23 protein-coding genes are annotated in these 24,203 nt (G+C 62.6%); 17 read left to right on the top strand and 6 right to left on the bottom strand.

Annotation, left to right across the window (positions count from 1 at the left end):
• The first annotated feature begins 7 nt into the window (after positions 1-7).
• The 3 genes from AB4N64_RS08125 to AB4N64_RS08115 are packed head-to-tail and all read left to right on the top strand — an operon-like array spanning position 8 to position 2,981.
• Positions 8-1,177, top strand: coding sequence for an ABC transporter substrate-binding protein (locus AB4N64_RS08125; protein WP_010466142.1), 1,170 nt, complete (start codon positions 8-10; stop codon positions 1,175-1,177).
• Positions 1,174-2,232 (top strand): FecCD family ABC transporter permease, encoded by a 1,059-nt coding sequence (locus tag AB4N64_RS08120; RefSeq protein WP_010466145.1) that lies wholly within the window; start codon positions 1,174-1,176, stop codon positions 2,230-2,232. Before AB4N64_RS08125 ends, AB4N64_RS08120 begins: the two co-directional genes overlap by 4 nt.
• Positions 2,226-2,981 carry an ABC transporter ATP-binding protein gene (locus AB4N64_RS08115; protein ID WP_010466147.1) on the top strand — a complete coding sequence of 252 codons (756 nt, stop codon included), beginning with the start codon at positions 2,226-2,228 and terminating at the stop codon, positions 2,979-2,981. Before AB4N64_RS08120 ends, AB4N64_RS08115 begins: the two co-directional genes overlap by 7 nt.
• A gap of 4 nt (positions 2,982-2,985) precedes the next feature.
• Here AB4N64_RS08115 and AB4N64_RS08110 read toward each other — a convergent pair whose 3' ends face one another.
• From AB4N64_RS08110 to AB4N64_RS08100, 3 genes are read right to left on the bottom strand one after another with little or no spacing between them, the layout of a single operon-like run.
• The gene (locus tag AB4N64_RS08110; RefSeq protein WP_460123950.1) at positions 2,986-4,308 is read right to left on the bottom strand and encodes an aspartate aminotransferase family protein; all 1,323 of its coding nucleotides are present in this window, start codon (positions 4,306-4,308) and stop codon (positions 2,986-2,988) included.
• Positions 4,305-5,372, bottom strand: a complete 1,068-nt coding sequence (locus AB4N64_RS08105; RefSeq protein WP_460123947.1) for a phosphotransferase — start codon at positions 5,370-5,372, stop codon at positions 4,305-4,307. Before AB4N64_RS08105 ends, AB4N64_RS08110 begins: the two co-directional genes overlap by 4 nt.
• A gap of 53 nt (positions 5,373-5,425) precedes the next feature.
• Complete coding sequence (locus AB4N64_RS08100; RefSeq protein WP_010466153.1) at positions 5,426-6,457, bottom strand: ABC transporter substrate-binding protein; 1,032 nt, start codon at positions 6,455-6,457, stop codon at positions 5,426-5,428.
• A 230-nt stretch (positions 6,458-6,687) separates the two neighbouring features.
• Between AB4N64_RS08100 and AB4N64_RS08095 the strand changes: the two genes are divergently transcribed.
• From AB4N64_RS08095 to AB4N64_RS08075, 5 genes are all read left to right on the top strand, one after another.
• Complete coding sequence (locus tag AB4N64_RS08095) at positions 6,688-7,422, top strand: SDR family NAD(P)-dependent oxidoreductase (RefSeq protein WP_010466155.1); 735 nt, start codon at positions 6,688-6,690, stop codon at positions 7,420-7,422.
• A gap of 69 nt (positions 7,423-7,491) precedes the next feature.
• Positions 7,492-8,163 (top strand): GntR family transcriptional regulator, encoded by a 672-nt coding sequence (locus AB4N64_RS08090; RefSeq protein ID WP_010466156.1) that lies wholly within the window; start codon positions 7,492-7,494, stop codon positions 8,161-8,163.
• 81 nt (positions 8,164-8,244) lie between these two features.
• A complete protein-coding gene (locus AB4N64_RS08085; RefSeq protein WP_460123943.1) occupies positions 8,245-8,835 on the top strand; it encodes a TetR/AcrR family transcriptional regulator in 591 nt (196 codons plus the stop codon).
• Between the two features lie 90 nt (positions 8,836-8,925).
• Positions 8,926-9,627: a cysteine hydrolase family protein gene (locus AB4N64_RS08080; RefSeq protein WP_460123940.1), complete on the top strand. Its 702-nt coding sequence runs from the start codon at positions 8,926-8,928 to the stop codon at positions 9,625-9,627.
• Between the two features lie 55 nt (positions 9,628-9,682).
• Complete coding sequence (locus AB4N64_RS08075; protein ID WP_460123937.1) at positions 9,683-9,904, top strand: DUF2798 domain-containing protein; 222 nt, start codon at positions 9,683-9,685, stop codon at positions 9,902-9,904.
• 6 nt (positions 9,905-9,910) lie between these two features.
• Here the strand turns inward: AB4N64_RS08075 and AB4N64_RS08070 are convergent, their stop codons facing one another.
• A complete protein-coding gene (locus AB4N64_RS08070; RefSeq protein WP_460123934.1) occupies positions 9,911-10,060 on the bottom strand; it encodes a hypothetical protein in 150 nt (49 codons plus the stop codon).
• Positions 10,061-10,184: 124 nt separating this feature from the next.
• Complete coding sequence (locus tag AB4N64_RS08065) at positions 10,185-10,421, bottom strand: helix-turn-helix domain-containing protein (RefSeq protein ID WP_460126665.1); 237 nt, start codon at positions 10,419-10,421, stop codon at positions 10,185-10,187.
• A gap of 270 nt (positions 10,422-10,691) precedes the next feature.
• Here AB4N64_RS08065 and AB4N64_RS08060 point away from each other — a divergent pair, with 270 nt between their 5' ends.
• The 3 genes from AB4N64_RS08060 (at position 10,692) to AB4N64_RS08050 (ending at position 14,963) form a co-directional block, all read left to right on the top strand.
• Positions 10,692-11,366 (top strand): class II aldolase/adducin family protein, encoded by a 675-nt coding sequence (locus AB4N64_RS08060; RefSeq protein ID WP_460123931.1) that lies wholly within the window; start codon positions 10,692-10,694, stop codon positions 11,364-11,366.
• A 268-nt stretch (positions 11,367-11,634) separates the two neighbouring features.
• Positions 11,635-13,857 carry a TonB-dependent receptor gene (locus AB4N64_RS08055; RefSeq protein ID WP_460123928.1) on the top strand — a complete coding sequence of 741 codons (2,223 nt, stop codon included), beginning with the start codon at positions 11,635-11,637 and terminating at the stop codon, positions 13,855-13,857.
• A gap of 50 nt (positions 13,858-13,907) precedes the next feature.
• The gene (locus tag AB4N64_RS08050; protein ID WP_460123925.1) at positions 13,908-14,963 is read left to right on the top strand and encodes an ABC transporter substrate-binding protein; all 1,056 of its coding nucleotides are present in this window, start codon (positions 13,908-13,910) and stop codon (positions 14,961-14,963) included.
• 84 nt (positions 14,964-15,047) lie between these two features.
• On the opposite strand, the gene AB4N64_RS08045 is transcribed toward AB4N64_RS08050, so the two are convergent.
• Positions 15,048-15,782 carry a class II aldolase/adducin family protein gene (locus AB4N64_RS08045; protein ID WP_460123922.1) on the bottom strand — a complete coding sequence of 245 codons (735 nt, stop codon included), beginning with the start codon at positions 15,780-15,782 and terminating at the stop codon, positions 15,048-15,050.
• A 350-nt stretch (positions 15,783-16,132) separates the two neighbouring features.
• On the opposite strand from AB4N64_RS08045, the gene AB4N64_RS08040 reads away from it, so the two are divergent.
• The 6 genes from AB4N64_RS08040 to AB4N64_RS08015 all read left to right on the top strand — a co-directional run bounded on the left by AB4N64_RS08040 (position 16,133) and on the right by AB4N64_RS08015 (position 24,196).
• Positions 16,133-17,302 (top strand): LLM class flavin-dependent oxidoreductase, encoded by a 1,170-nt coding sequence (locus AB4N64_RS08040; protein WP_460123919.1) that lies wholly within the window; start codon positions 16,133-16,135, stop codon positions 17,300-17,302.
• 86 nt (positions 17,303-17,388) lie between these two features.
• A complete protein-coding gene (locus tag AB4N64_RS08035) occupies positions 17,389-19,170 on the top strand; it encodes an ABC transporter ATP-binding protein (RefSeq protein WP_460123916.1) in 1,782 nt (593 codons plus the stop codon).
• Entirely contained in the window at positions 19,163-21,016 is a 1,854-nt protein-coding gene (locus AB4N64_RS08030) for an ABC transporter ATP-binding protein (RefSeq protein ID WP_460123914.1), read from the top strand. The genes AB4N64_RS08035 and AB4N64_RS08030 overlap by 8 nt, the downstream gene beginning before the upstream one ends.
• Before the next feature lie 209 nt (positions 21,017-21,225).
• Positions 21,226-22,281, top strand: a complete 1,056-nt coding sequence (locus tag AB4N64_RS08025) for an ABC transporter substrate-binding protein (RefSeq protein ID WP_460123911.1) — start codon at positions 21,226-21,228, stop codon at positions 22,279-22,281.
• Between the two features lie 74 nt (positions 22,282-22,355).
• On the top strand, positions 22,356-23,402 hold the full coding sequence (locus AB4N64_RS08020) for an ABC transporter substrate-binding protein (protein ID WP_460123908.1): 1,047 nt from the start codon (positions 22,356-22,358) through the stop codon (positions 23,400-23,402).
• Positions 23,402-24,196, top strand: a complete 795-nt coding sequence (locus AB4N64_RS08015; RefSeq protein WP_460123905.1) for an ABC transporter permease — start codon at positions 23,402-23,404, stop codon at positions 24,194-24,196. The genes AB4N64_RS08020 and AB4N64_RS08015 overlap by 1 nt, the downstream gene beginning before the upstream one ends.
• Positions 24,197-24,203 lie beyond the last annotated feature (7 nt).

The following is a 24,203-nucleotide window of genomic DNA, read 5'->3' as shown; positions in this document are numbered from 1 at the left end:
CTTGATCATGCTCACCATTGTTCGACGCAGCCACGCCCTGGCCGCGCTGCTGTTTGCTGGATTGCTGGGGGTTTCACTGGCGTCATTGGCCAACGAAACGGATGACACGCGCAGCACCGTCACCGATCTGCTGGGGCGCAAGGTCAAGGTCAACCTGCCCGTCAAACGGGTGATTCTCGGCGAGGGCCGCCAGTTGTACCTGGTGGCGGCGCTGGACACACAAAACCCCATCGAGCGTATCGTCGGCTGGCGCAAGGACCTCATCCAGTCCGATCCCGACACTTACAACGCCTACCTGCGCAAGTTTCCGGGCATTGCCGACATCCCTACGTTCGGCGGGTTCGAAGACGGCACCTTCGACATCGAGCAAGCGATCTCGCAGCGTCCCGATGTGATTGTCCTCAACATCGAGGCCCGGCACGCCACCGAAGATGCGCGCTACATCGAGAAGCTCGACGCCTTGGGCATTCCCGTGGTGTACGTCGACTTTCGCAACTACCCGATGCAGAACACCGAGCCGACCATGCGCCTGTTCGGCCAGTTGTTCGGCAAGGAACAACGCGCCGAAGCGTTCATCGCGTTCCGCAACCAGCAGATTCACCGGGTCACTGATGTGATCGCCGCGCAACAGCCTGCCCGGCCCAAGGTGTTCATCGAGCGCATCGGCGGCTACACCGACGATTGCTGCCTGAGCTTTGGCAACGAGAACTTTGGCCGCTTCGTGGAAATGGCCGGCGGCGACAACATCGCCAGGGACATCATTCCCACGACCTTCGGCCAGTTGAACGCCGAACAGGTGATCGTCGCCAACCCTGACCAGATCGTCGTGACCAGCGCCAACTGGGAAGCCTTCGCCCCGGGCGGGCACTGGGTGGGCGTGGGCCCGGGCGCGGACATGGCCGAGGCCCGGCGCAAACTGGCGTGGTACACCGGTCGCCCGGCCTATGCCGGCATCAAGGCACAGGAGAGCCAGGCCTTCCATGCCATCTGGCACCAGTTCTACAACAGTCCCTATCAGTTCGTGGCCATCCAGCAACTGGCCAAATGGTTTCACCCGACGCTGTTTGCCGACCTCGATCCGCAAGCCGCGTTTCGTGAGCTGCATGAGCGCTTCCTGCCGGTGCCCTACGAGCCGGGTTATTTCGTCAGCCTGGGCGAGCCCGAGGTCAAACCATGAATGCAATCAACGATACGATGGTCCAGCGCGACACCTACCGCCGACTGGTGGTGCGCAAACGCCTGATCCTCGCCGCCCTGACGCTGCTGCTGTTGGGCAGCGTGGTGCTTGACCTGGCCCTGGGCCCGGCCAACTACAGTCTGGGCGAAGTGCTCGGCGCCCTGCTGTCACCGGACAGCGCCGCGCCGCAAGTGCGGGTGGTGATGTGGGATATCCGCCTGCCCGTGGCACTGATGGCGGTTGCCGTAGGCGCAGCGTTATCGCTGGCCGGGGCGCAGATGCAGACCATCCTCAACAACCCGTTGGCCAGCCCGTTCACCCTGGGCATTTCTGCGGCAGCCAGTTTCGGCGCCGCCATGGGGCTGGCGTTCGGTGTGGCGCTGTTTCCGATGGCAGCGCAATACATGGTGCCAGCCAACGCATTCATCATGGCCATGCTCTGCGCCCTGCTGATCCACTTCTTGAGCCTGCGCCGTGGCGTCACCGCCGAAACGATCGTGCTGCTGGGCATTGCCCTGGTGTTCACGTTCAACGCGTTGCTGGCGCTAGTGCAGTTTTTTGCCACCGAGCAAGCCGTGGCCGCCGTGGTGTTCTGGACCATGGGCAGCCTGACCAAGGCGACCTGGCCCAAGCTGGGCGTGATCTGCGTGGTGATCCTGATCACCCTGCCGATCTTCGCCAGGCGCACCTGGGCGCTCACCGCCCTGCGGCTAGGGGATGACAAGGCGGCCAGCTTTGGTATCAACGTGCGCAGCTTGCGTTTCCAGACACTGATCATGGTCAGCCTGCTCGCTGCGTTTCCCGTGGCCTTCGTCGGCACCATCGGCTTTATCGGGCTGGTCGGCCCGCACATCGCGCGGATGTTGATTGGCGAGGATCAACGTTTCTTCCTGCCCGCCTCATTGCTCACGGGCGCACTGATCCTGTCGGCGAGTTCGGTGGTCAGCAAAACCCTGATCCCCGGCGCTATTTTCCCCATCGGCGTGGTCACGTCTCTGATCGGCGTACCGTTCTTCATCTCCCTGATTCTCGGCGCAAAGAAAAACTCATGGTAACGATCCAGCTGAAAGACCTCGGGGCCAGCTATGGCCAGCGCACGATCATCAGCGGTGTGACGACCGCCGAGTTTGTCGGCGGCCAGGTGGTCGCCGTGGTCGGGCCAAACGCCGCAGGCAAATCGACCCTGTTCAAACGCATGGCCGGGCTGATCGACGGGCCCGGCGAGGTAAAGCTGCACGGCGCTGAAAAAGGCATGAAAGGCATCAGTTACATGCCCCAGGGCCTCAATGCCAGCGCCCGTTTGACCGTGTACGAATCGGTGCTGCTGGCGCGTAAACAGTTGACACCGGGTTGGGTCGTCCACGATGACGAACTGAAACTGGTCGATGAAATCCTCGACGCCCTGAGCATTACGCCGCTGTCATTCCGTAACCTGGGTGAACTCAGCGGTGGTCAGCAACAATTGGTTTCCATCGCCCAGACGCTGGTGCGCGAACCGCAAATCCTGCTGATGGACGAACCCACCAGCGCCCTCGACATGCACCGCCAGGTCCAGGTGCTGAACTTCATGCGCGACCTGGCGCGAAAGCGCGAGGTCATTGTGTTCATCGCCATCCATGACCTCAACCAGGCCTTGCGCTTCGCGGATCAGGTGCTGGTCATCGCCGATGGCACGGCCCAGGGCAGCGGCCCAAGCCATGAAGTGATCAACGAACAGATGCTGCGCGCAGTTTACAAGGTCGAGGCGCGCATCGAGCGCTGCAGCCGTGGGCAGCACCATATCCTGATCGACGATATCGTCTGAACCGCTACGGCTGCAGCCCTTCCAGCGCCATGCCGACCGCTTCCAGTAACAAGTGCGCATGCTCCTGTTCGAAGGCCAACAGCGGGCGAATCTTCAGCACGTTTTCCAGCGGCCCGGCAGCACTGATCAACACGCCCTGCTCGCGCATCGCGTTGACCACCTGACGGGTCTGCGTGGCAGCAGGCGCTTTTGTGGCGCGGTCGGTGACCAGTTCAACGCCCAGGAACATCCCTGCACCGCGCACATCACCGATGATCGGGTAACGTTCGGCGAGCTCCCGCAACCCCGTCAACAGGTATTCACCCAGGGTGTGCGAGCGCTGCTGCAACTGTTCGTCACGGATGACGTCCAGCACGGCCTGCCCCGCTGCGCAGGACACCGGGTTGCCACCGAAGGTGTTGAAGTAGCGCATGTTCTGGCCAAAGTGATCGACCACTTGCGCACGACCGACCAGGCCGGCGATGGGGTGGCCGTTGCCCATCGGCTTGCCCAGGGTGACGAGGTCGGGACGCACGTTGTGCCGCTGGAATCCCCACAGGTTCAAGCCCGTGCGGGCGAAGCCCGACTGGACCTCATCGGCGATGTACAGCAGGCCCTCGGCCTGGGCCAGTGCGATCCCTTCGGCGATACAGCCGGCCGGGTCGGCGAAGACACCATCACTGGCGAAAATGCCATCGACCAGGATCGCCGCCGGACGAATGCCATGTTTGCGCAGGTCATCGATGGCCGCACGGACGTCGCCCGCGAAGGTCGAGGCCACCTGATCCTCACCCAGGCGATAAGCATCGGGTGCACGAACGGTGCGCACGTGGGGCGGCAAAACCATGCTCGGGCCCAGCGACGGGGAAAGCTCGGCGATATCACCCGTGACGCCGTGATAGGCAAAGCGGGTGATGATCACCCCGCTGCCGCCAGTGAACTGCTTGGCGATGCGCAACGCCAGGTCGTTGGCCTCGCTACCGGTGCAGGTAAACATGACGCGCTCGAGGTGATCGGGAAAGGTGCCCAGCAGTTGCTCGGCGTAATCGAGCATGCCCTCCTGCAAGTAGCGAGTGTGGGTGTTGAGTTGCGCGGCCTGCCGGCTGATCGCCTCGACCACCCGGGGATGACAATGCCCCACCGACGCCACGTTATTGTAGGCATCCAGATACCGCCGGCCTTGTTCGTCATACAGCCACACACCTTCACCGCGCACCGTGTGCAAGGGGTGTTCGTAGAACAATCGATAGGCCGGGCCGAGCAACCGTGCCCGGCGTTCGACAAGGCGTTTTTCCTTGCCTGACAGGCGATCGGCATCTTCTGAAGTGAAACCGTTGATCATGCTCATGCGCCAACCTCCTGGGTGCAAGCGGCAAGGATTCTGTCGTGGACTTCGGCGCAGGACATCGCGGACAGACCCGCCAGGCTGTCCTGTGCGCGGTAGGCGTTGCGCAGAATGTACTCGCGGTTATCCGGGTGCAGGTCGGCCCGCCAGTAATTGATGCACAACGACAACGCCAGGCGTGTGGAGATCAGCACCGGCAGCAGTTGCAGTTCTTCGCCGGTCAGGGGATTGACCTGGTGATAGGCACGGATCATGTCCAGCGCGGGCGCCAGGACATCGCCGGACACCCCCAATTGATACGATGCCGCGACCGCGACTTCGTTGACCAACGGCGCGTGGACCATGTCGCCAAAATCCAGGATATTGCGCAGCACATCGGGCTGCTCCGGATCGACGATGACGTTGTGCGGGTTCATGTCGTTGTGAATGACCTGATGACGCAGCGTGGCGCACCGGCCTGGCACCTCGGCTTCGAAGCGGTCCAGGCTGTGTTCGATCCGGTCGCGACGAGCGCCAGGCTCGATGTGTTTCAGCCGGGGTCTGAGACGCTGGGAATGTTGCATGTCCCACAGCAGGACGTGCCCGGCCGCAGGATGGCTGAAGCCGCCCAGGGCCAGGTCGAAACGCGCCAGCGCTTGCCCCAGGTTCTGCCTGAAATTCACCGATGTATGGGCGACGCGGTGCAGCGGCAAGCCGTCAACGAAGGACAGGAGACGGACCAGCATGCGCTGTCCCTGGATTTCGACGGGCTCCACGAAGCGCCCGCTGAGCGATGGAAAGACACGCTGCACCGGCAACGTCGGATCGTTACGCTCGATCTGGAGCATGGCCTGGTTATGGAAGTCCACGACTTGCGGGTTTTCCAATGGATGGGACAACTTGAACAGACGCGACGTACCGTCCGTGAGCATGACCCGGAAATTCAGGTCGCGCTCGCCGCCCAGTTGCTCGAGTTTTCCGCTGATCGCGTAGTGCTGCGCAAGGACCTCAAGGACCTGACCCTCACTGACCCGGGCAGGTGCCGCCTCCAGCAGACAGGGTGGCGCCGATACTTTCTCAAGCGGCATTGTTCGTGACTCCTCGCTTCGGTGATGTGGCCTGCTCGCGCAGGCCCCTTGCATTACTTGTTGGCCCAAGCGATGAAGCGCTCTTCCAGGTCTTCACCGTGGTCGATCCAGAACTCGGCATCCGTGGCCCGGGCGTTTTTCAGATTATCCGGTGAAGTCGGCAGTTTGCTGCCCACCGCTTCATCGACCAGCGCCACGGTTTTGGTGTTGCTTGGCCCGTACGGAATGGCCTCGACAAAATGCTTCTGCTGCACCGGCGCGCTGGCGAAGGCGATGAAGTCTTCTGCCAGGGCCTTGTTCGGTGAGCCTTTGACGATCGCCCAGTGGTCGAGGTCGTACAGGCTGCCATTCCACTGCATTTCAAACGATTGTCCCTCCGCCTGCGCCGAGGTGACACGCCCGTTGTAGGCCGAGGTCATCACCACGTCGCCCGCCGCCAGCCATTGCAACGGCTGGGCGCCGGATTCCCACCACTGGATGTCGGGTTTGATCTGATCCAGTTTGCGGAACGCCCGCTGCACGCCCTCCTCGGTGCCGAGCAAGGTGTACACATCTTCCTTGGCCACGCCATCGGCCAGCAGGGCGAACTCCAGGGTGAACTTGGCGCCACGGCGCAGGCCGCGCTTGCCGGGGTATTTCTTCACGTCCCAGAAATCCGCCCAGCCCTGTGGCGCGCTGGCGAGTTTTTTCGGGTCGTATGTCAGAACGGTAGACCAGATGAAGATACCCACCCCGCAATCACTGACGGCGGCCGGGATAAAGTCCTCTTTCTTGCCGATGCGCGACCAGTCCAATGGCTCGAACAGGCCTTCGCTGCAACCGCGCAGAAGTTCGGGGGATTCGACCTCGACCACGTCCCAACTGGTTTTTCCGGTGTCGGCCATGACCCGGATCTTGGCCATTTCGCCGTTGTAGTCATCGGCGGTGATCGCCACTTTCTTTTCTGAGGTGAACGGTTTGTAGAAAGCTTTTTCCTGGGCTTGGCGGTTATTGCCGCCGAAGGACACCACGGTCAGTTTTTCAGCGGCGCTCAATGGGCCGGCAAGCATTCCAAGCATCAGTACGGTTGCGATTTTGCTGTTCATGCGTCTCTCCGAATTCGCTACGTGCGTGAGCGGCAGCTGTAAGGGATGGCAGGTGGTTTTTTTGTTTTTGGCAGCAATATTTCGGTCAGCGCCGGGTGTCTTGCACCTGGTGGCCGGCGCACGGCGTTGATTCCGAGGCGCGGATCATTAGTAACACATTTGGAATATGATGCATCATAATTTTTATTGGTATAGTCTCACCACTCCACCCCTTCCTCAGGAGCACCTGTATGACCGAGCAACGAACCCTCCTCCTCACTGGTGCGAGCCGTGGCATCGGCCATGCGACGGTAAAACACTTCAACGCCGCGGGCTGGCGTGTGTTTACCGCGTCGCGACAGAATTGGACCGAAGGCTGCCCCTGGGCTGAAGGCGAGCTGAATCACATCCACCTGGACCTGGAAGACATCGATGAGGTGCGCAGCAGCCTGCCATTGATTCGGGAGAAACTCGGCGGACGCCTCGATGCCCTGGTGAACAACGCCGGCATTTCACCCAAAGGCGAAGCCGGCGCACGATTGGGCGTGCTGGAATCCGATTACGCCACCTGGCTCAGCGTGTTCAACGTCAACCTGTTTTCCACGGCGTTGCTGGCCCAGGGGCTGTTCGATGAGCTCAAGGCTGCGCAAGGTTCGGTGATCAACGTCACCTCGATTGCAGGTTCCAGGGTGCACCCGTTTGCCGGGGTCGCCTATGCCTGCTCGAAAGCCGCACTGGCCGCGCTGACCCGGGAGATGGCCCACGATTTCGGCCCCCACGGCGTGCGTGTCAACGCGATTGCCCCCGGTGAAATCGAGACTTCGATCCTGTCCGCCGGCACCGAGCTGATCGTCGATCAGCAGATCCCAATGCACCGCCTGGGCAAGCCGGAAGAAGTCGCCTCCCTGGTGCATTTCCTCTGCACCCGAGGCGCGTCGTACATCAACGGCTCGGAGATTCACGTCAACGGTGGTCAGCACGTCTGAAATAATCTGGAAATCCCGGCCGGAAACTCCCATCATTCGGGCCGGGCATCCGCCGCAGATGAGCGATCAATGAGCTACCCCATTCAAACCCTCAATCATTCGTACCTGGGCAGCGGCATCTATGAGCTGCTGCGCGAAGCCCTGATCACCGGACGGTTCCAGCCGGACGATCGCCTGCGCATCCGCGACCTGGCCGAGCAACTGGGCACCAGCGTGACCCCGGTGCGCGATGCGATCCTGCAACTGGCCAAGGAACAGGCGCTGATCCTCAAGACCCCACGGGACATCCGCGTGCCCATTCTCACGGCCGCGCAATACGGCGAGATCCGCAGCATCCGCCTGGCGCTTGAAGGCCTGGCTGCGGAGACGGCCGCCACGCTGGTCACCGACAGCGAACTCGAGGACCTGCAAGCCTGCATCGAACAGAACATCGCCGCGATCAACGCCCAGGACTTGCAGGCGGCGCTCAAGTGCAACCAGCAATTTCACTACGCGTTGACCACCATCGCCCGCATGCCGGTACTGGCCGGCTTGCTCGATAGCCTGTGGATGCGCACCGGCCCACTGATCGCCCGCGCCTATGGCAACTTCAACGAGCGGATGGCCATCGACCATCACTGGGAAGTGCTCGACGCCCTCAAGCGCCGCGACGGCGCGGCGGCTCGGGCGGCGATCTGCTGTGACATTCTCGATGGCAACGAGAAGATGCTCGAGTACATCGAGATGGCGCAGGCGGACTGATTGGCAATCCATTGAGCAGTTGACGAAAGATAGATGACCAGTTAGTTTATTAAAACTCTCTCACCACTGGATGTCTCCGCCATGGCTCGCCCGGTCAACCTTGAAGTCAGATCCCGTTTGCTGTCGATTGGCCGCCAGGTGGTTCACGACCGTGGCTTCAACGGCTGTGGCGTCCAGGACATTACAGCGGCAGCCGAGATCCCCAAGGGTTCGTTCTACAACTACTTCGCCAGCAAGGAAGACTTCGCGGCAGAGATCCTCGAGGAATACTGGACCTCGATCGAAACCCGCCATGGGCCGATCTTCTACGACGCCCGGGTCAAGCCGCTGGAGCGCATCAGCCAATTCTTCCAGGCCTTGGTGCATGAGCACGGCGAGCATGAATACAGTCTGGGCTGCCTGATCGGCAACCTGTCCCTGGAAATGTCCAATGGCAGCGAACAAACCCGCAAGCGTCTGGCCGACGTGCTGGCGCGCTGGGAAGGTTTGCTCGCCAGCTGCCTGCGTGAAGCGCAACAGCGCCGCGAACTGCCTGAAACCTGTAACGCCGAAGAGTTGGCGGCCATCATGGTAGAGGGCTGGGAAGGCGCAGTCATGCGCGGCAAGGTCCTGCGAAACGGTGCACCCCTGCAGCGTTTCGTATCGATGGTTTTGCCTCGGCTATGGGAGTGAGTTTTTTTGCTCACTTAGTAAGCCGACTGGTCATTTATATAAAGCAACATCCACGTCTCATCCACGCAAGAACCCAAGAGGTAAACCGTCATGAGCCATCTGTACGCCGACCCCGCTGAACCCGCACTGCCTGGCACTGGTTTCAAGCTCGACCTGAGCAAAGCCGCCTTGGTGGTCATCGACCCGCAGAACGACTTCCTCAGCCCTACCGGCGCCAGTTGGGCGGTGTTCGGTGACAGCATCGTCGAGAACAACACCGTCGAGAACCTTGAAAAGTTGTTCAAGGCTTTCAAGGCGCAGAAACTGCCCGTCGCCGTGTCGCCGCATTATTACTACCCGCACGACCATGACTGGCATTTCGGCGGACCGCTGGAAAAGGTCATGCACAGCATCTGCATGTTCGACCGCAAAGGACCGAACACCCTGGAAAATTTCGAAGGCTCCGGCGCGGATTTCCTAGAGGCTTACAAGCCTTACATCCTTGATAGCGAGACCATCATCGCCTCGCCGCACAAGGTCTACGGCCCGGAGACCAACGACCTGGCGCTGCAATTGCGCAAGAAAGGCGTGTCGCAGATCATCCTCGCCGGCATGGCTGCCAACCTGTGTGTGGAATCACACCTGCGTGAACTGCTCGAACAGGGTTTTGAGATTGTCGTGGTCCGCGACGCCACCGCCGGCCCACGCCTGCCGGATGGCGATGGCTACCTGTCGGCCATCATCAACTACCGCTTCCTGGCTCACGGGCTGTGGACCACCGAAGAGACCATCGCGAAACTGCAACCGGCTTGACCGTCCCCGAGCGGCCGGGCATCGCGCCCCGCCGCTCTTTCTCGAGAACACTCCGATGAAAATCCCCGCCCGTTATGAGCATTTCGTTTTCGGCGTCGTTCAATCCGGCCTGACGTGCGCGGTCGCGGCCGCCATCGCCACCACTCCCCATGCGTTCGACCTCGTCTTTGCCACCCGTTGGTTGAACGCGTGGGTGCTGTCGTGGGTGATGATGCTGCCGGTGGTGATGCTGGCGGCGCCGGCGATTCGGCGGGTGGTGCGGCGGATGATTGGCTGAATGGCGTTACTTGCCTTCGTCAGCCTTTCCTTCCTGCATTTGCACGGAAGACTTGCTGCCGTCGGTGTTGTCCTTGGTGGTGTTGTTCGAACTGTCGAAGCAACCGTGCAGCGCGAACAGGCTGCATAGCAGCAGGGACATACGGATCGTGTTCATCATGATTTCCTCCACATTGGTCATTCATCTGTGTGGAAGGAAGACAGTGCGTTCAACACACCTGATGAGCGGTCCATGTCACTTATATTGCCTGACACGCCGCAATCGCGACGCTTCGACAAGCTCATTCCTGCAGAGCGCCGGTGCGGCGATATCGGCCGGGGGATGTACCGTGAACGCGACGGAAGGCCACGCCAAATGCGGCGTCGGATAAATAGCCCAGCGAAGCGGCTACCGCCGAGACGCTCTCACTGCCCTGCTGCAAACGCGACGCGGCCACGCGCATGCGCCAGTGTGCGGCATATTCAACAGGCGCTTGCCCCACCTGCGCCTTGAACCTTGCGGCAAGGGTGTGGCGCAGTGGGCTGCCGATCCGGAGCTGGCTGAGCGTCTTTGGAAAGTCTCCCAGGAGTGGACGGCGATGGATCTGTGCTAACTGACGGGCCAGACTGCTTATTCACTGCTGCTCATCCAGCACATTGACATCGGCCGTCGCCCGCCACCCAACGCGTCGCTCGGCCGCGCCCTTGCTGGCCGGCCTCACCCACCCTAATTACCCTCATGGCACGCCCTGTGCTCTCCCGGATGACGTGCAACGTGATCGCACCGACATCCCCACAGGAGAACCCACATGTCTGCCCTTGAACCCACCGCCGATATCGACCTGCTCGCCTACATCGAACAGGCCCGCCTCGATGCCGTTCACGCCTTCGACACCCTGCGCAGCAATGGCACGTTGTCAGCGAGCCTGACGTTCCACATTTCCCAGCGAATCCCCGGTACCGACCGCTTGCTGGGCATCCGCTTCCCCGGCGGCCTGGCCCGCGATCAGGCGCCGAAAATCACCCTGAGCGCCTTCGCCGATCACCCGGATTCGTTGCTCAATGAACCCCGCTTGCAAGCCGACACCCTGATCCACGTGCACACCGCGTGGCTGTCGGCCTGGTCCCTGGCACACAAGCCGTTCCCGATTCTCTATGTCGCCGCGGCGCGGCACCTGCTCGCGCGCGAAATCCCCAACCACCTGGAGCGCACGCGCAGCGCGTTGTCGGTGATTCGCGAGCGCCTGGACAATCACCCGCAGCTGGCTCCCCCGCCGGCCCTGCTGGAATCCAACGGCGGTGCCAACTTCTGGGGCCAGGGAATCCTCAAGACCTCGGAGATCATCCTGTTCGTCGAAGAGGCCGCGCGGTATCAGGCCATTGCCGAACAATTGGGGGGTGCCCAGGTGTACACGCCCGGCGCGCTGGAACTGCAATGGCAACGCACCGGTTTGCTCGAACGCTCCAAAGCCTATAGCGGTTGAACCCTTCCACTGAAGACACGGGTGCTGCTCCAGCAGCACCCGCGCAGCAGGTGCGTGCAGACCAGCAGCCTGACAGCCCACGATCCGCCAACATCTCAACCAGGTTGATTTTTTATCCTTTAATTTCAATAAGATAGAATTAATTTCGACGTTCTCCATTTTCGGTACGGTTGTTGCGATAGCCCCTGCAAACGGGCTGCTACACAGACCCGATGTCCGCCTTGCGAGAGTCTTGAAACTCTCTTCCGAAGCCGTAATGGGGAGCACTATGTTCAAACGCACACGTATATCCATCGCCGTCGCTGTCAGCCTGGGGAGCCTCTGCATCAACAGCAGCTACGCCGATGAAAACCTTGACTCGAGCGCAGCCACCAACACCGGCTCGACACTGGAAAAAGTCACGGTCACCGCACAGAAGCGCGAAGAAACCGTGCAGGACGTGCCTTCGTCGATCTCGGTGCTCAGCGGTGACAAAATCCGCGAGGCCTCGCTCAATTCGGCCAACGAAATCACCCGCTACATTCCCAACGCCTCGGCCGGTACCGTCGATGGCCATGGCCGGCCGCGCTGGTGGATCCGTGGCCTGGGCACCGGTGACCAGGGCGCCAACACCGTGAGCCCGGTGGGCATCTACATGGATGACGTGTACATCTCCAACATCAGCGCCACCGGGTTCCCGCTGTTCGACCTGGACCGTGTCGAAGTGCTGCGCGGTCCGCAGGGCACCTTGTGGGGCAAGAACACCACGGGCGGCGCGATCAACTTCATCTCGAAAAAACCGACCTTCAAGGATGACGGCTACTACAAGCTCGACGTCGGCAACTATGCCAGCCGCGCCGTCGAAGGCGCGGTGGGCGGTGCACTGGTCGACGACAAGCTGGCGGCCCGCGTGGCGATCCGTCACCAGGCCAACGACGGCTACAACGAGAACAAGGCCAACGGCAACGACCGTGGCGCCCTGGAAGACGATGCGATCCGCCTGCAATTTCTCGCCGTGCTGTCGGACGACCTGGAGGCCAACGTCAACTTCCACAGCCGTCGCTACCATGACACCGGCAGCTCCAGTTCCGTCAACTACGGTATCGGGCCGAACGGCAACAACCAGTTCGGCTATCACGTGGACCCCAAGCAAGGCGATGTGTACTACAACGCCAAGAACACCGCGAACATCGAGCAGGACGGCGGCAATCTCAACCTGATCTGGCAGTTGGGCGACCTGCAACTGACCTCCATCACCGCCTTCGAATCGTTCGAGCGTGATGCCCTCAGCGACAGCGATAACACGCCACTGGAATTGCAACGCGGCTATGCCTACGCCAACAGCAAGCAGTTCTCCCAGGAACTGCGCCTGGCCTCACCCAGCACCGACCGGCTGAACTGGGTGGCGGGCCTGCACTACTTCAACGAAGACCTCGACGCCAAGAGCGCCAACGGCACGCTGACCAACACCTACGTCAACCGCAGCTACAACCGCGTGGCCTACGACCAGAAAACTGAAAGCTACGCGCTGTTCGGCAGCGTGACCTACAACTTCACCGATGACTTCAGCCTGACCGGTGGCCTGCGCTGGACCCGTGAACGCAAGTCCATCGACCTCAACCGCGTGGCCAACATTGGCCAGGCCAGTTTCGGCGGCGGCGATTGGTGGAAACCGGAAAACATCACCTCACCCCTGGGCATCACCGCTGTGCAGGACGAAAGCAACACCTGGAGCGACTGGACCTACGACCTGACCCCGCAATACAGGCTGTCGGATAACGCCCGGGTGTACTTCAAGTACTCCAAGGGCTTTCGTTCCGGCGGCTACAACGCCGGGGTGACCACGCAATCGACCGTCGCCACGGTGGACCCGGAATACCTCACCGCCTACGAACTGGGCCTGAAGTCGGAGTGGTTCGACGGCCGCCTGAACGCCAATGCCAGCCTGTTCTACTACGACTACGAAGACATCCAGTTGAACATCGTGTCGGCGATCAACAACCAGACCGTGTCGCGCCTGGCCAACGGCGCACAGGGCGAAGCCTATGGCGCCGAGTTCGAGCTGGAAGCCATCCCGCTGGAAAACCTGCACGTCAACTTCGGCCTGGGGCTGTTGCACACCGAGTTCACCGACTACACCTCGGGGCCCAACGATTATTCGGGCAACAAATTCGTGCGTGCACCGAACGTCTCGGCGGTGATCGGCGCCGACTACCGCATTCCATTGAATGTCGGAGGCGCTGTCGTCGTAGGCACCGACTGGGACACCCGTAGCCGCCAGTACTACTTCACCAACGACCAGAGCCAGAACATGCGCAGCGGTGGCTACACCCTGGGTAATGCGCGGGTCACCTATGAATTGCCAGGCGGCAAGACCGAGGTCACTGGATACGTGCACAACCTCACCGACAAGGAATATCGCAGCCACACCTTGCCCGGCGGCTTCCAGAGCGCCGGCGTGATGTTTGGCGACCCGCGCACCTTCGGCGTTTCGCTGACCAGCCGCTTCTGATCAACCGCGGTGGCAGGCCTTGCCCGCCACCGACACACAGGGCAGATCCCATGAAACTATTACGTCTACTTCCTTCCCGGCTGCTGCTCTCTGCGACCTTGACGCTGGGCCTCGTCGCCAGCCAGTCGGGCTTCGCCGCCGCGCCGCTGAAAACCGTGCGCATCGCCACCGTAGCCTACTCAAACGCCGGCAAGATCACCTTCAACGGCCCGACCTACCTGATGGACAAGGACCCCTGGCTCAAGGAACAGCTGGCCAAGCGCGGCATCGAGCTGCAATGGGTGCCGGCCGCCACCGCCTCGGTGGGCACCTTCGTCAACGAAGAGTTTGCCAACAAGCGCATCGACTTCGCCTTCTACGGCGACCTGCCGAGCATCATCCTCAACGCTTCCGGCGTGTCGACCAAACTGATCGCCGCCGGCGGCACCGGCAATAATGTGTACCTGGTGGTGCCGCCGGACTCCACTGCAACGTCGATCGACGACCTCAAGGGCAAGCGCGTGGCCTTGCATCGCGGTCGGCCGTGGGAGCTGTCGTTTGCCAAGCTGCTGGAATCGCGCAAGCTCACCTTCGATGACTTTCGCATGTTCAACCTCAACCCGCAGGCCGGCGGTGCCGCGTTGAGCGCCGGGCGGATCGACGGCTTCTTCACCCTGAGCGACGCCTACCTGCTGGAAGACAAGCAAGTCGGCAAGATCATCTGGTCGAGCAAGCAGGCGCCGGCCGACTGGAAGATGCGTGCTGAACTGTTCGGCGCCAGCGATTTCGTCGCCGAGCAGCCGGAAGTCACGCAACTGGTGGTGGATGCCTATCTGAAGGCCCTGCAATGGGCGGCGCAGGAACAGCACAAGGCCGAATACATCGAGTTGCTCTCGCAGTCGGGCCAGCCACAGAGCGTGTTGCTGCGCGAAGTGGACGGCGAGCCCTGGAAGGACCATTTCAGCCCGCTGATCGACACCACCCTGCGCCAGCACTACCAGGACGGCATCGCCTACAGCCTACAGGCCAAACTGATCCGCAAGGACGTCAAGGTCGATGACCTGCTCGACGACCGCTTTGTCGAACAGGGCCTGAAGAACCTCAACCTGCCGTCTGAATGGAAGTGAAAAACAAAGCCCCGCAACGGCGGGGCTGTTATTTCCTCACGCCAAACCCGTCATCCTGACGGGTATGGCGTGCTTGCTGAATCCTCAGGCGGCGTTTTCCAGCAGCTTCTTGCCCTGCTCCCACAGCCCGGTCATGTTCCATTGCTGCTCCAGCACACCCGGTCCGAACTCCTTCGAGCCGCCCAGACCTTCGGCCAGGCCCTGGAACCAGGCGCCCTCTTCGATCAGCAGGATCAGCTTGGACACCGCAACGATGCCTGCCCCCCAGAACGTCGCACCGCCATTAGCCTCGAGGATCGCCGGCAGATGAGGATCGCGCGCCAGGTTCTCGAGGATGAAATCTGGCTCTGCCTGGCGGCGATCCACGTAGATCGGCAACTCACGGGCCAGAGTCACCCGTTGCGAAGCGGCATAGCGGATCGGCAACACCCGGTGGGCACTGGCCCAACCACCCAGCCACGGTGTATGCACATGGATCACCAGGTTGATGTCCGCGCGCTCGGCGAAGATCTTCGCGTAACGTCGGCCGTTGCCACCGGCCTTGCTGCCGCTGAGCGGGGAGGAACCGGGAACGGACTCGTCCAGGTACAACACGCCGTCGTGGTCCGCGACCACAGCACGGATCTCTTCGTCATCGGCCCATGGGCCTGGCGCATGCAGGGCAATCACAAGACGGCTGTCGGGCACGCGCAGATAAGCCTGAAAGGTGTTGGTGGCGGTCAGGGTGCGGGTATTTTTCAGCACACGGTAGGCCTTGGCAAAATCGCGCTTTGCCTGGTCCAGGTAGGTCAGTTGTTCGGCAGTCAACACGTGGGTCATGGCACAACACTCCAGCAGATCGATTGAGAATGCCGAACCTCAGTCCAGGCATAACGAACGCTAGAGCACTTCCTGTGCCAGTCTGCGACTGCCCTCTAATCATTTGTTTTCAAAGGATTTTATCGAATCCTCAAGAACGCCTCGAGGTGATCGCCGCGATCTTGCTGCATCACCAGCACGACTTGCTGCTGCGCTGCTGCTCCACCAGCAACCCGTCTGCCTGGCACCGGTCAATACCGCGCAAAGCCGCGGCGCACGGTGCCCCGAACCCTTGGCACAGCCGTTGCAATAATGCTCTTACCGCGGCGTTCGTACCGACCGGCCCGAGTATTGCGATTCAGGAGTTTTGCATGAGTACCGAATTTTTCTGGCGCCTGCCCCTGGGCAGTGACGGGCATCACCTGGCCACCGACAAGAACACCCGAGGCGCAGCGATTCATCGCCCGGGCAACATCGCCCCTGGCCGCCTGCCCAACGGCGAGCCGGATGGTTTCACCTACATCGACTACATCGCCCAGGTGGCCAAGGCTGCCGAGCTCGCGGGTTTCGAAGGCGCTCTGCTGCCCACCGGTCCGGAGCCCTGGATCGCCGCGGCGGCGCTGGCGCGTGAGACCCGCCGGATCAAGTTCCTGATCGCGTTCCAGGCCACCTGGACCCTGCCCGCCTACGCCGCCCAGCAAGCGGCCATCCTGCAGAACCTCAGCCATGGCCGCCTCGACTGGAACATCATCACCGGCGGTAACCCCGCCGCCCAACGCGCCAACGGCGACTTTCTGAGCCACGACCTGCGCTACAAGCGCACGGGCGAGTTTCTCGACATCATCCAGGGCCTCTGGGAGAACGAGACGTTCTCCTACCAGGGCGATATTTACCAACTGGAAAACGGTTCGCTGCCACGGGGCCTGACCCACGAGCGCAAGCCGAGCGTGTACTTCTCCGGGTTCTCCGACCCGGCGCTGGACGTCGCCGCCCGTCACGCCGATGTCTACCTGAACTGGGCCGAGCCGGTGGACAAACTCAAGCCGCACATCGAGCGGGTGCGCGAACTGGCCGACAAGCAGGGGCGTGAAGTGCGCTTCGGCATTCGTATCGATCTGTTCGCCCGCGAGACCGAAGAAGCCGCCTGGTCGGAACTGCGCCGCCAGTACGAGCGCATCGACGCTAAAACCAGCGAGTTCATCAAGGGCTTCGCCAGCGGCTCGGATTCGGTCGGGGCTGCACGCCAGACGGCTTACCACCAGAACAGCGAACGCTTCGAAGACCTGATCGTCGGTCCCAACCTCTGGGCCGGTTTCGGCAAGGCCAAGCCAGGCCCGACCATTGGCCTGGTCGGCAGCCACGAGAACGTCGCTGAACGCCTGGCCGAGTACCGCGATGCCGGCTTCTCGACCTTCATCCTGGCCGGCAACCCGCACCTGGAAGAAGCCCTGCGCATCGGCCAGGAAGTGCTGCCGCTGGTGCATCAGCGTCCCGTCGTAGACGCAACTGCTGAGGCGAGCCCGCTGAAGATCGCCGGCTGACCCACCGAACAGCCCCCTCCACCCTGCCCCGCACACACTCCGGTGTCTGCGGGGTTTTCACGATCCAGGCATCAAGAAGTGAACCCATGATCGAGCACTACCCTTTGCTGCGCAGTCTGCTGATCTACCGAGAAATGCCGCGGCGCTTCGCCCTAACCGCCTTGCTGTTCATCGTCGTCAGCGCTGGGCTGGCCGTCCAGCAATGGCTGGTGGGGCATGCCCTGAACGAGGTCAACAACGGCCAGGCCGTTGTTCGCCTGGAGGACGGCAGCCTCGATGCCAGTCGCGCGTGGCTGTGGTTCTGGATGTTGCTCGGCGTGGCGCTGGTGCGCGGCGTGGCCCAGTACACCAGCGGCGTGCTGTCGCTGATCCTCAGTCAGGCCCTGCTCACCCGCCTGCGCGAACGCATCCTGCAACAGGTGCAGACCCTGCCGCTGGGTTATCACTGGGAGCACGGCATGGGCGAGATGATCAGCCGCACCACCCGCGATGCCGACAAGCTGCGCGATGCGCTGATCAGTTTCTGGCGGCAACTGGTGGAAACCCCCTTGATCCTGTTGGCCACGGTCGGCCTGCTGGCCTGGTACAACGCCTGGCTGGGCTTGGTGCCACTGTTGTTGACCGGGCTGGGGCTGTGGATCTTCGTGCGCCAGACCGAGCGCCTGCTGGTCCTCGACCGCGAAGTCGGGGCAGCCTACGACCGGGTCAACCAGGACCTCAGCGAAGGCATCGGCGGCGTGCGGGTGATCAAGTCGTTCGCCCTGGAGGCTCAGCGAATCGAGCGCTTCAGCCAACAGGTCGGCTTTTTTGCCGAACAGGCGCGCCTGGCCCTGGCGTTTGCCAGTTCACGCATCCCGCTGCCACAGGTGATCGTCGCCTTGAGCCATGTGTGGATCTTCGTCTATGGCGCCCTGCTGGTACGCGACGGTCACCTGGGCATTGGCGAATGGGTGACGTCGCTGCTGATCGCGACCACCCTGGTGTTTCGTATCGAAGGCATCGGCCGAGTGATGCAGGTGTTCGCCGACGCGCGCTCGTCGGCCGAGCGGATCTGGCAACTGCTCGATGCGCCGCACACTATCCAGGGCGGCAGCCAAGCGTTGTCGCCCCAGCCACTGGGGCTGCGTTTCGAACAGGTCACGGTGCACGCCCCCGGCGGCGGTCGCAGCATCCTGCACAACTGCAGCTTCACCCTGGAGCCCGGCGAGATCGTCGCCCTGGTGGGGGCCACGGGCGCCGGCAAGAGTCTGCTGGCCAGCCTGCTGCCGCGCCTGACCGAAGCGCAACAGGGCGCGGTGTCGCTCGGTTCCAGCCGTGACGGCTGGCAGGACGTGCGCACGCTCGATCTGGACGCCCTGCGTAAACGCGTGCACGTCGTACCTCAGGAAAGCTTTCTGTTTTCCGACACCCTGGCCGCCAACCTGCGCCTGGCTGCCCCGCACGCCAGTGACGACGAGCTGCGTCAGGGCCTGAGCCTGGCCGCCGCCGACGACGTCCTGGAACGGTTGCCCCATGGTCTGGACACCGCGCTGGGCGATCGTGGCGTCACCCTGTCCGGCGGTCAGCGCCAACGCCTCAACCTCGCCCGTGCCCTCTTGGCACGTCCCGACATCCTCTGCCTGGATGACGCCACCAGTGCGCTGGACGCCCTCACCGAGCGCCGGGTGATCCACAACATTCGCGGCCTGCACCAACATCAGGGGCAGACCACCACGCTGCTGATCGTCTCCAGCAAACTGTCGACCATCCTGCTCGCCGATCGTGTGCTGGTGCTCGCCGACGGGCACATCACCGACAGCGGAACACACGGCGAACTGGTTCGGCGCAACGCCTTCTATCGTGATCTGCTGGGGATCGAACATGGCTAATCCACTGCCTGGCAAGGCGCTGAGCGACATCGAAATCGAAGAGGCCCTGGCCAAGAAAGGCCTGGACCGCAGCATGTTCAGCCGCCTGCTGCCGCTGCTCGGCCCGGTGCGTTCACGCATCCTCGCGGTGATCGGGCTGGAATTGCTGCTGGTGCTCGCAGTGTTCCTACGCCCGTGGTTCGTCCGCGAGCTGCTTGATCGCGGGCTGGTCCGGCAAGGCGATACGTGGCTGCTCGACCTGGCGTTGGTCGGCGTGTTGGGGCTGGGCCTGGCGGCCACCTGGGCTGCACGGTTCCTGCTGGCCGGGCTTTCGCAGTACATCGCCGGCAGCGCCGCGATCCGCGTGCTCAACGACCTGCGGGTGCGCGTGTTCAGCCATGTGCAGGCGCTGAGCATCGGTTACTTCGACCGGACCAAGGCCGGGCGGATCATTTCCCGCGCCGACCGCGACGTCGACAGCCTCGAAGCGTTGCTGATCCAGGGCCCGCCGGAACTGCTGGGCGCCCTGCTGCGCTGCAGTGTCGCCTCGATCATGTTGTGGCTGATCTCGCCGCTGTTTTTTATCGGAGTGGCCGGCATCGTGCCGTTGTTGTTCATCGCCACCTGGAGCTTCAAGCGCATCTCGCAACGCACCTGGGCCAGGGTCGCGGAAAACCGCAGCCGCTTCACCGCGCACCTGGTGGAAACCGTGGCCGGGGCGCGCATGATTCAGCAATGCGTGCAGCAGCAATCCAACAGTCTGCACTATCGCCGCCTGCTCGAAGACTTCAACGACGCTCTGATCGGCGGCAACCTGCGCTCCGGTTGGTTTGCACCGTTTACCGGGCTACTCGCGGCTCTGGGCATGGCGGTGTTGCTGATGCTCGGCGCCCATGGCCTGGCCAACCAGCAACTCACCGTCGGGCAAGTGGCCGAGAGCCTGTTCTACGTGATGCTGTTCCTCGGCCCCTTGCAGGAACTGTCCGATCTGTTCGAACGTTACGCCACCGGTTCAGCCTCGGCCCAGCGGATTTTCCTGTTGCTCGATACCCAGCCGGAAATCGTCGATAGCCGCACCCCCACTGCATTGGAAAAAGCCCGTGGCGCGGTGAACTTCGAGCACGTCACCTTCGCCTACCTGCCCGGCGCATCGGCGGTCATCAAGGATTTCAGCCTGCGCATTGCCGCCGGTGAAGTGTTGGCGCTGGTCGGCCCGTCCGGGCATGGCAAGAGCACGCTGGTGCAACTGCTCACGCGTTTCTACGAAGTGCAACATGGCGTGGTGACGCTCGACGGCATCGACATCCGCCATCTGACACAACAGCAATTACGCCGCAATGTCGGCGTTGTCCTTCAGGACAACGTGCTTTTCAGTGGCACGATCCTCGACAACCTGCGCCTGGCCCGTCCGGGGGCCAGCGACGCGCAACTGATCGAAGCCGCGCAGGCCCTGGGGGCCGATGAAGTGCTGGAGCGCCTGCCCCAGGCCTACCACACCGAAGTCGGCGCACTGGGCGCGCACTTGAGCCATGGCCAGCGGCAACTGGTGTGCCTGACCCGCGCGTTCCTCGCCGACCCCGCAGTGCTGGTGCTCGACGAGGCGACCTCGGCCGTCGACATCCATACCGAGCGGCGCATCCAGAAAGCCCTGCGGCGCCTCTGTGAAGGTCGTACGGCGATCATCATCGCCCATCGCCTGGCGACCATTCGCGACGCCGACCGTATAGGCGTGGTGCGCAATGGCGAGCTGATCGAACTGGGCAATCACACCGCGCTGCTCAGCCAGGGCGGGGCGTACGCCGCGCTGTATCGCACTTACGAACACAACGAGCACACGCCCGCCGCGCTGCAACCGACCAGCGCCTGAAGTGCTGCTGATCACCCACCGACCTTGCTGATCGATTGCTGCTACAGCAGCAATCGAGCCTCCCAGCCTTCACGCCCCTTCCGGCAAAGTCCCGCAAACCGCGGCTTTGCGCAACGATCCAGGGCGTGGCATGGCCGTTGCAAAAGCCCTTGGCAACCGGTGATCAACCGCATCCGTGAAGACCTGCCGCAACCAATGGAGTAAGCACCATGTCGCAACCCCTCGATACACTCTGGTACACCCGCTGCCCGGTGCCAACCGGCCTGGGCATCGCCGTGCAAAAGGGCTGGCTGGAAGAAGCCCTTGAACAGCAAGGCACACGCATCCAGTCGCTGCGCGAGTCCAGCGAGCAAGCCGTGCGCGAATCGCACTTCGATCACACCCTGCAGAACTCGGTTCGCCACGGTGGCAACATCCCTGCCATCTGGGCCAAGGCCAGCGGCCGCGACACCCGAGTGATCGGCTTGTCCTGGGCTGACGAAGTCCAGTTGATCCTGACTCTGCCCGGCAGCGACATCAAGACGGTCAAGGACCTCAAGGGTCGCAAGTTCGGCCTGCCGCACTGGGTCAATGCGCAAATCGACTTCACCCGTGCGCAAGCCCTGCGCGGCCTGGAAAACGCCCTGAAGCTCGAAGGCCTGCAGGTCAAGGATGTCGAGTTGGTGGATTACATCCATGGCGGTACGTTCAGTGATGAGGCCACCCAGGTGGTCAATGGCGTAGCCAACTTTGGCGGGCGCCGCAACAGTGGGCAGAACGCCGAGCTGGTGGGCCTGTTGCGCGGTGAAGTCGACGCGATTTTCCTCAAGGGCGCACACGCCGCCCAACTGGCCCATCAGTTCGGCCTGCACACGGTGATCGACACCGGCTCGCACCCGGAACCGCTGATCCGTTCGAACAACGGCACCCCACGCACCCTCAGCGTCGACAGCCATCTGCTGGACCAGCATTACGACACTGCAGTGGCGATCCTGTCGTCGGTGGTGCGTGCCGAAGAGTGGGCCTGGACTCACCCGCAGGACACCCGGCGTTTCCTCGCCCACGAAACCAACAGCAGCGAATTCTGGGTCACCGCCGCCTATGGCGCGGACGCGCACCAGCGCCTGCGCACCAACCTTGATGAGCGCTCGATCAACGGCGTGCAGGACTTCACCGACTTCCTGCACCGCTGGAACTTCATTCCCGCGACCTTTTCGGTGGCCGACTGGATCGACCCGCGTCCACAGGAAACCCTGCGCAGCCTGGTCGCCACCCGTACCGGCTGAGCCGTTGTCCCGGGCGGGGGCGATGCTCCCCGCCCGTTTCGATTCTCCGCGCCACCCCCGTCTGGATTGCCTGCATGACAAAACCTCTCGATACACTCTGGTACACCCATAGCCCGGTCCCCACCGGGTTGGGTATCGCGGTCGAATCCGGCCGTCTTGCCGAAGCCTTTCGCCCCTACGGCACCAATATCCAGGGCTTGCGCGAGTCCTCCGACCGGGAAGTGCGCGAGGCGCATTTCGACCATCACCTGGACAATTCGGTACGCCACGGCGGCAATACCCCGGCGATCTGGGCCAAGGCCAGCGGCAAGAACACCCGTGTGCTCGGCCTGTCCTGGAGCGACGAAGTACAACTGATCCTCACCACCTCGGAAACCGGGATCAAGACCACCCGTGACCTGCGCAACCGCCGCTTCGGCATTCCCAAATGGGCCAATGTGCAAATCGACTTCGGCCGCGCCCAGGCCTTGCGCGCCCTGGAAAACGCCCTGCAACTGGAAGGCCTTACCCTCGCCGACGTCGAACTGGTGGACTATCCCTACGGCGGCACCCACAGTGACGAGCGCATCCAGCATGTGTTCGGCGCACAGATCGGCACGAAGAACCGGCGCCGCAACAACGAACTGATCGGGCTGTTGCGTGGCGACATCGACGCGGTCTTCGCCAAGGGCGCCCATGGCGTGCAACTGGCCGATGAGTTCGGCCTGCATGTGGTGGTCGATACCGGCTCTCACCCGGACCCGATGATTCGCAGCAACATCGGCACCCCGCGCACCCTCACCGTGGACCAGCACATGCTCGACGAGCATTTCGACGCCGCCGCGCTGATCGTCGAAACCGTGCTGCGCGCCGAACAGTGGGCCTGGAGTCACGCCGACGAAACCCGCCGCTTCCTCGCCCGGGAACTGAACACCAGCGAATACTTCGTCGCCGCCGCCTACGGCGAAGACGCCCATCGCCGACTGGTTACGCGCCTGGAGGAAAGATCGCTACTGGCCTTGCAGGACCTGACCCACTTCCTGCATCGACATCACTTCATCGACCACGCCTTCGATGTCCGCGACTGGGTCGATCCCCGTCCGCTGGAATCGGTGCTGGGCAAAACCAGGTTGGCAATCTGATGAACAGCCTGATCACTGTAACGCCGCCCCTGCTCCTTCGCCGGCCCTGGCTCAACCGCCTGAGCTGGTTCGTTTCACCGCTGCTGGTGTTGCTCGCCTGGACGCTGGTGGCGCAGTCGGGCCGTTATTCCGAGCAACTGTTGGTGCCGCCGGCTGTGGTCTGGGACACCTTCAAGGACTTGCTGCACAGCGGCGAGCTTGCCGAGCACATCCGTTTCAGCCTGTCGCGCCTGGGCTTGGGTTTCGCCTTGGGAGCCGGTGCAGGCTTGTTGTTCGGCATCGCCCTGGCTTTGTCGAAGACGGTCGAAATTTATTGCTCGCCGCTGTTTCATACCGTGCGCCAGATCCCCTCCATCGCCCTGATCCCCATGTTCATCCTGGCCTTCGGCGTGGAAGAGACCTTCAAGATCCTGATCGTCACCAAAGCCGTGTTCTTCCCGGTGGCGCTGGCCACCAGCGAAGGGATCAAGGCAATCCCGCGCAATTACTTCGAGGTCGGGCGCATCTACCGCCTGCCGCTGCGCCACCTGATCGTCGACATCGCCTTCCCGGCGGCCGCACCGCCCATCCTGACCGGCATCCGCATCGGCCTGAGCCGGGCGTGGATGGTGCTGGTCGCCGCCGAGTTGCTGGCGGCCGACAGCGGCCTGGGGCAGATGATCGAGATGGCGCGACAGATGATGCGCATCGACATCGTGATGGTGGGCGTGGTCGTCATCGGGCTCATCGGCTTCACCCTCGACTACGGCTTTCGCTTGCTGGAAAAACGCCTGTTCCGTTGGAAGACCCGTTAGGAGATTG

Source organism: Pseudomonas sp. S2_C03 (assembly GCF_054668405.1).
The sequence above is the reverse complement of the archived record's forward strand: the minus strand, read 5'-3'. Positions and strand labels throughout refer to the sequence as shown.

Coding starts and splice junctions, on each gene's coding strand:
- AB4N64_RS08125 (WP_010466142.1), top strand. CDS start 8: ATGCTCACCATTGTTCGACGCAGCCACGCCCTGGCCGCGCTGCTGTTT.
- AB4N64_RS08120 (WP_010466145.1), top strand. CDS start 1,174: ATGAATGCAATCAACGATACGATGGTCCAGCGCGACACCTACCGCCGA.
- AB4N64_RS08115 (WP_010466147.1), top strand. CDS start 2,226: ATGGTAACGATCCAGCTGAAAGACCTCGGGGCCAGCTATGGCCAGCGC.
- AB4N64_RS08110 (WP_460123950.1), bottom strand. CDS start 4,308: ATGAGCATGATCAACGGTTTCACTTCAGAAGATGCCGATCGCCTGTCA.
- AB4N64_RS08105 (WP_460123947.1), bottom strand. CDS start 5,372: ATGCCGCTTGAGAAAGTATCGGCGCCACCCTGTCTGCTGGAGGCGGCA.
- AB4N64_RS08100 (WP_010466153.1), bottom strand. CDS start 6,457: ATGAACAGCAAAATCGCAACCGTACTGATGCTTGGAATGCTTGCCGGC.
- AB4N64_RS08095 (WP_010466155.1), top strand. CDS start 6,688: ATGACCGAGCAACGAACCCTCCTCCTCACTGGTGCGAGCCGTGGCATC.
- AB4N64_RS08090 (WP_010466156.1), top strand. CDS start 7,492: ATGAGCTACCCCATTCAAACCCTCAATCATTCGTACCTGGGCAGCGGC.
- AB4N64_RS08085 (WP_460123943.1), top strand. CDS start 8,245: ATGGCTCGCCCGGTCAACCTTGAAGTCAGATCCCGTTTGCTGTCGATT.
- AB4N64_RS08080 (WP_460123940.1), top strand. CDS start 8,926: ATGAGCCATCTGTACGCCGACCCCGCTGAACCCGCACTGCCTGGCACT.
- AB4N64_RS08075 (WP_460123937.1), top strand. CDS start 9,683: ATGAAAATCCCCGCCCGTTATGAGCATTTCGTTTTCGGCGTCGTTCAA.
- AB4N64_RS08070 (WP_460123934.1), bottom strand. CDS start 10,060: ATGAACACGATCCGTATGTCCCTGCTGCTATGCAGCCTGTTCGCGCTG.
- AB4N64_RS08060 (WP_460123931.1), top strand. CDS start 10,692: ATGTCTGCCCTTGAACCCACCGCCGATATCGACCTGCTCGCCTACATC.
- AB4N64_RS08055 (WP_460123928.1), top strand. CDS start 11,635: ATGTTCAAACGCACACGTATATCCATCGCCGTCGCTGTCAGCCTGGGG.
- AB4N64_RS08050 (WP_460123925.1), top strand. CDS start 13,908: ATGAAACTATTACGTCTACTTCCTTCCCGGCTGCTGCTCTCTGCGACC.
- AB4N64_RS08045 (WP_460123922.1), bottom strand. CDS start 15,782: ATGACCCACGTGTTGACTGCCGAACAACTGACCTACCTGGACCAGGCA.
- AB4N64_RS08040 (WP_460123919.1), top strand. CDS start 16,133: ATGAGTACCGAATTTTTCTGGCGCCTGCCCCTGGGCAGTGACGGGCAT.
- AB4N64_RS08035 (WP_460123916.1), top strand. CDS start 17,389: ATGATCGAGCACTACCCTTTGCTGCGCAGTCTGCTGATCTACCGAGAA.
- AB4N64_RS08030 (WP_460123914.1), top strand. CDS start 19,163: ATGGCTAATCCACTGCCTGGCAAGGCGCTGAGCGACATCGAAATCGAA.
- AB4N64_RS08025 (WP_460123911.1), top strand. CDS start 21,226: ATGTCGCAACCCCTCGATACACTCTGGTACACCCGCTGCCCGGTGCCA.
- AB4N64_RS08020 (WP_460123908.1), top strand. CDS start 22,356: ATGACAAAACCTCTCGATACACTCTGGTACACCCATAGCCCGGTCCCC.
- AB4N64_RS08015 (WP_460123905.1), top strand. CDS start 23,402: ATGAACAGCCTGATCACTGTAACGCCGCCCCTGCTCCTTCGCCGGCCC.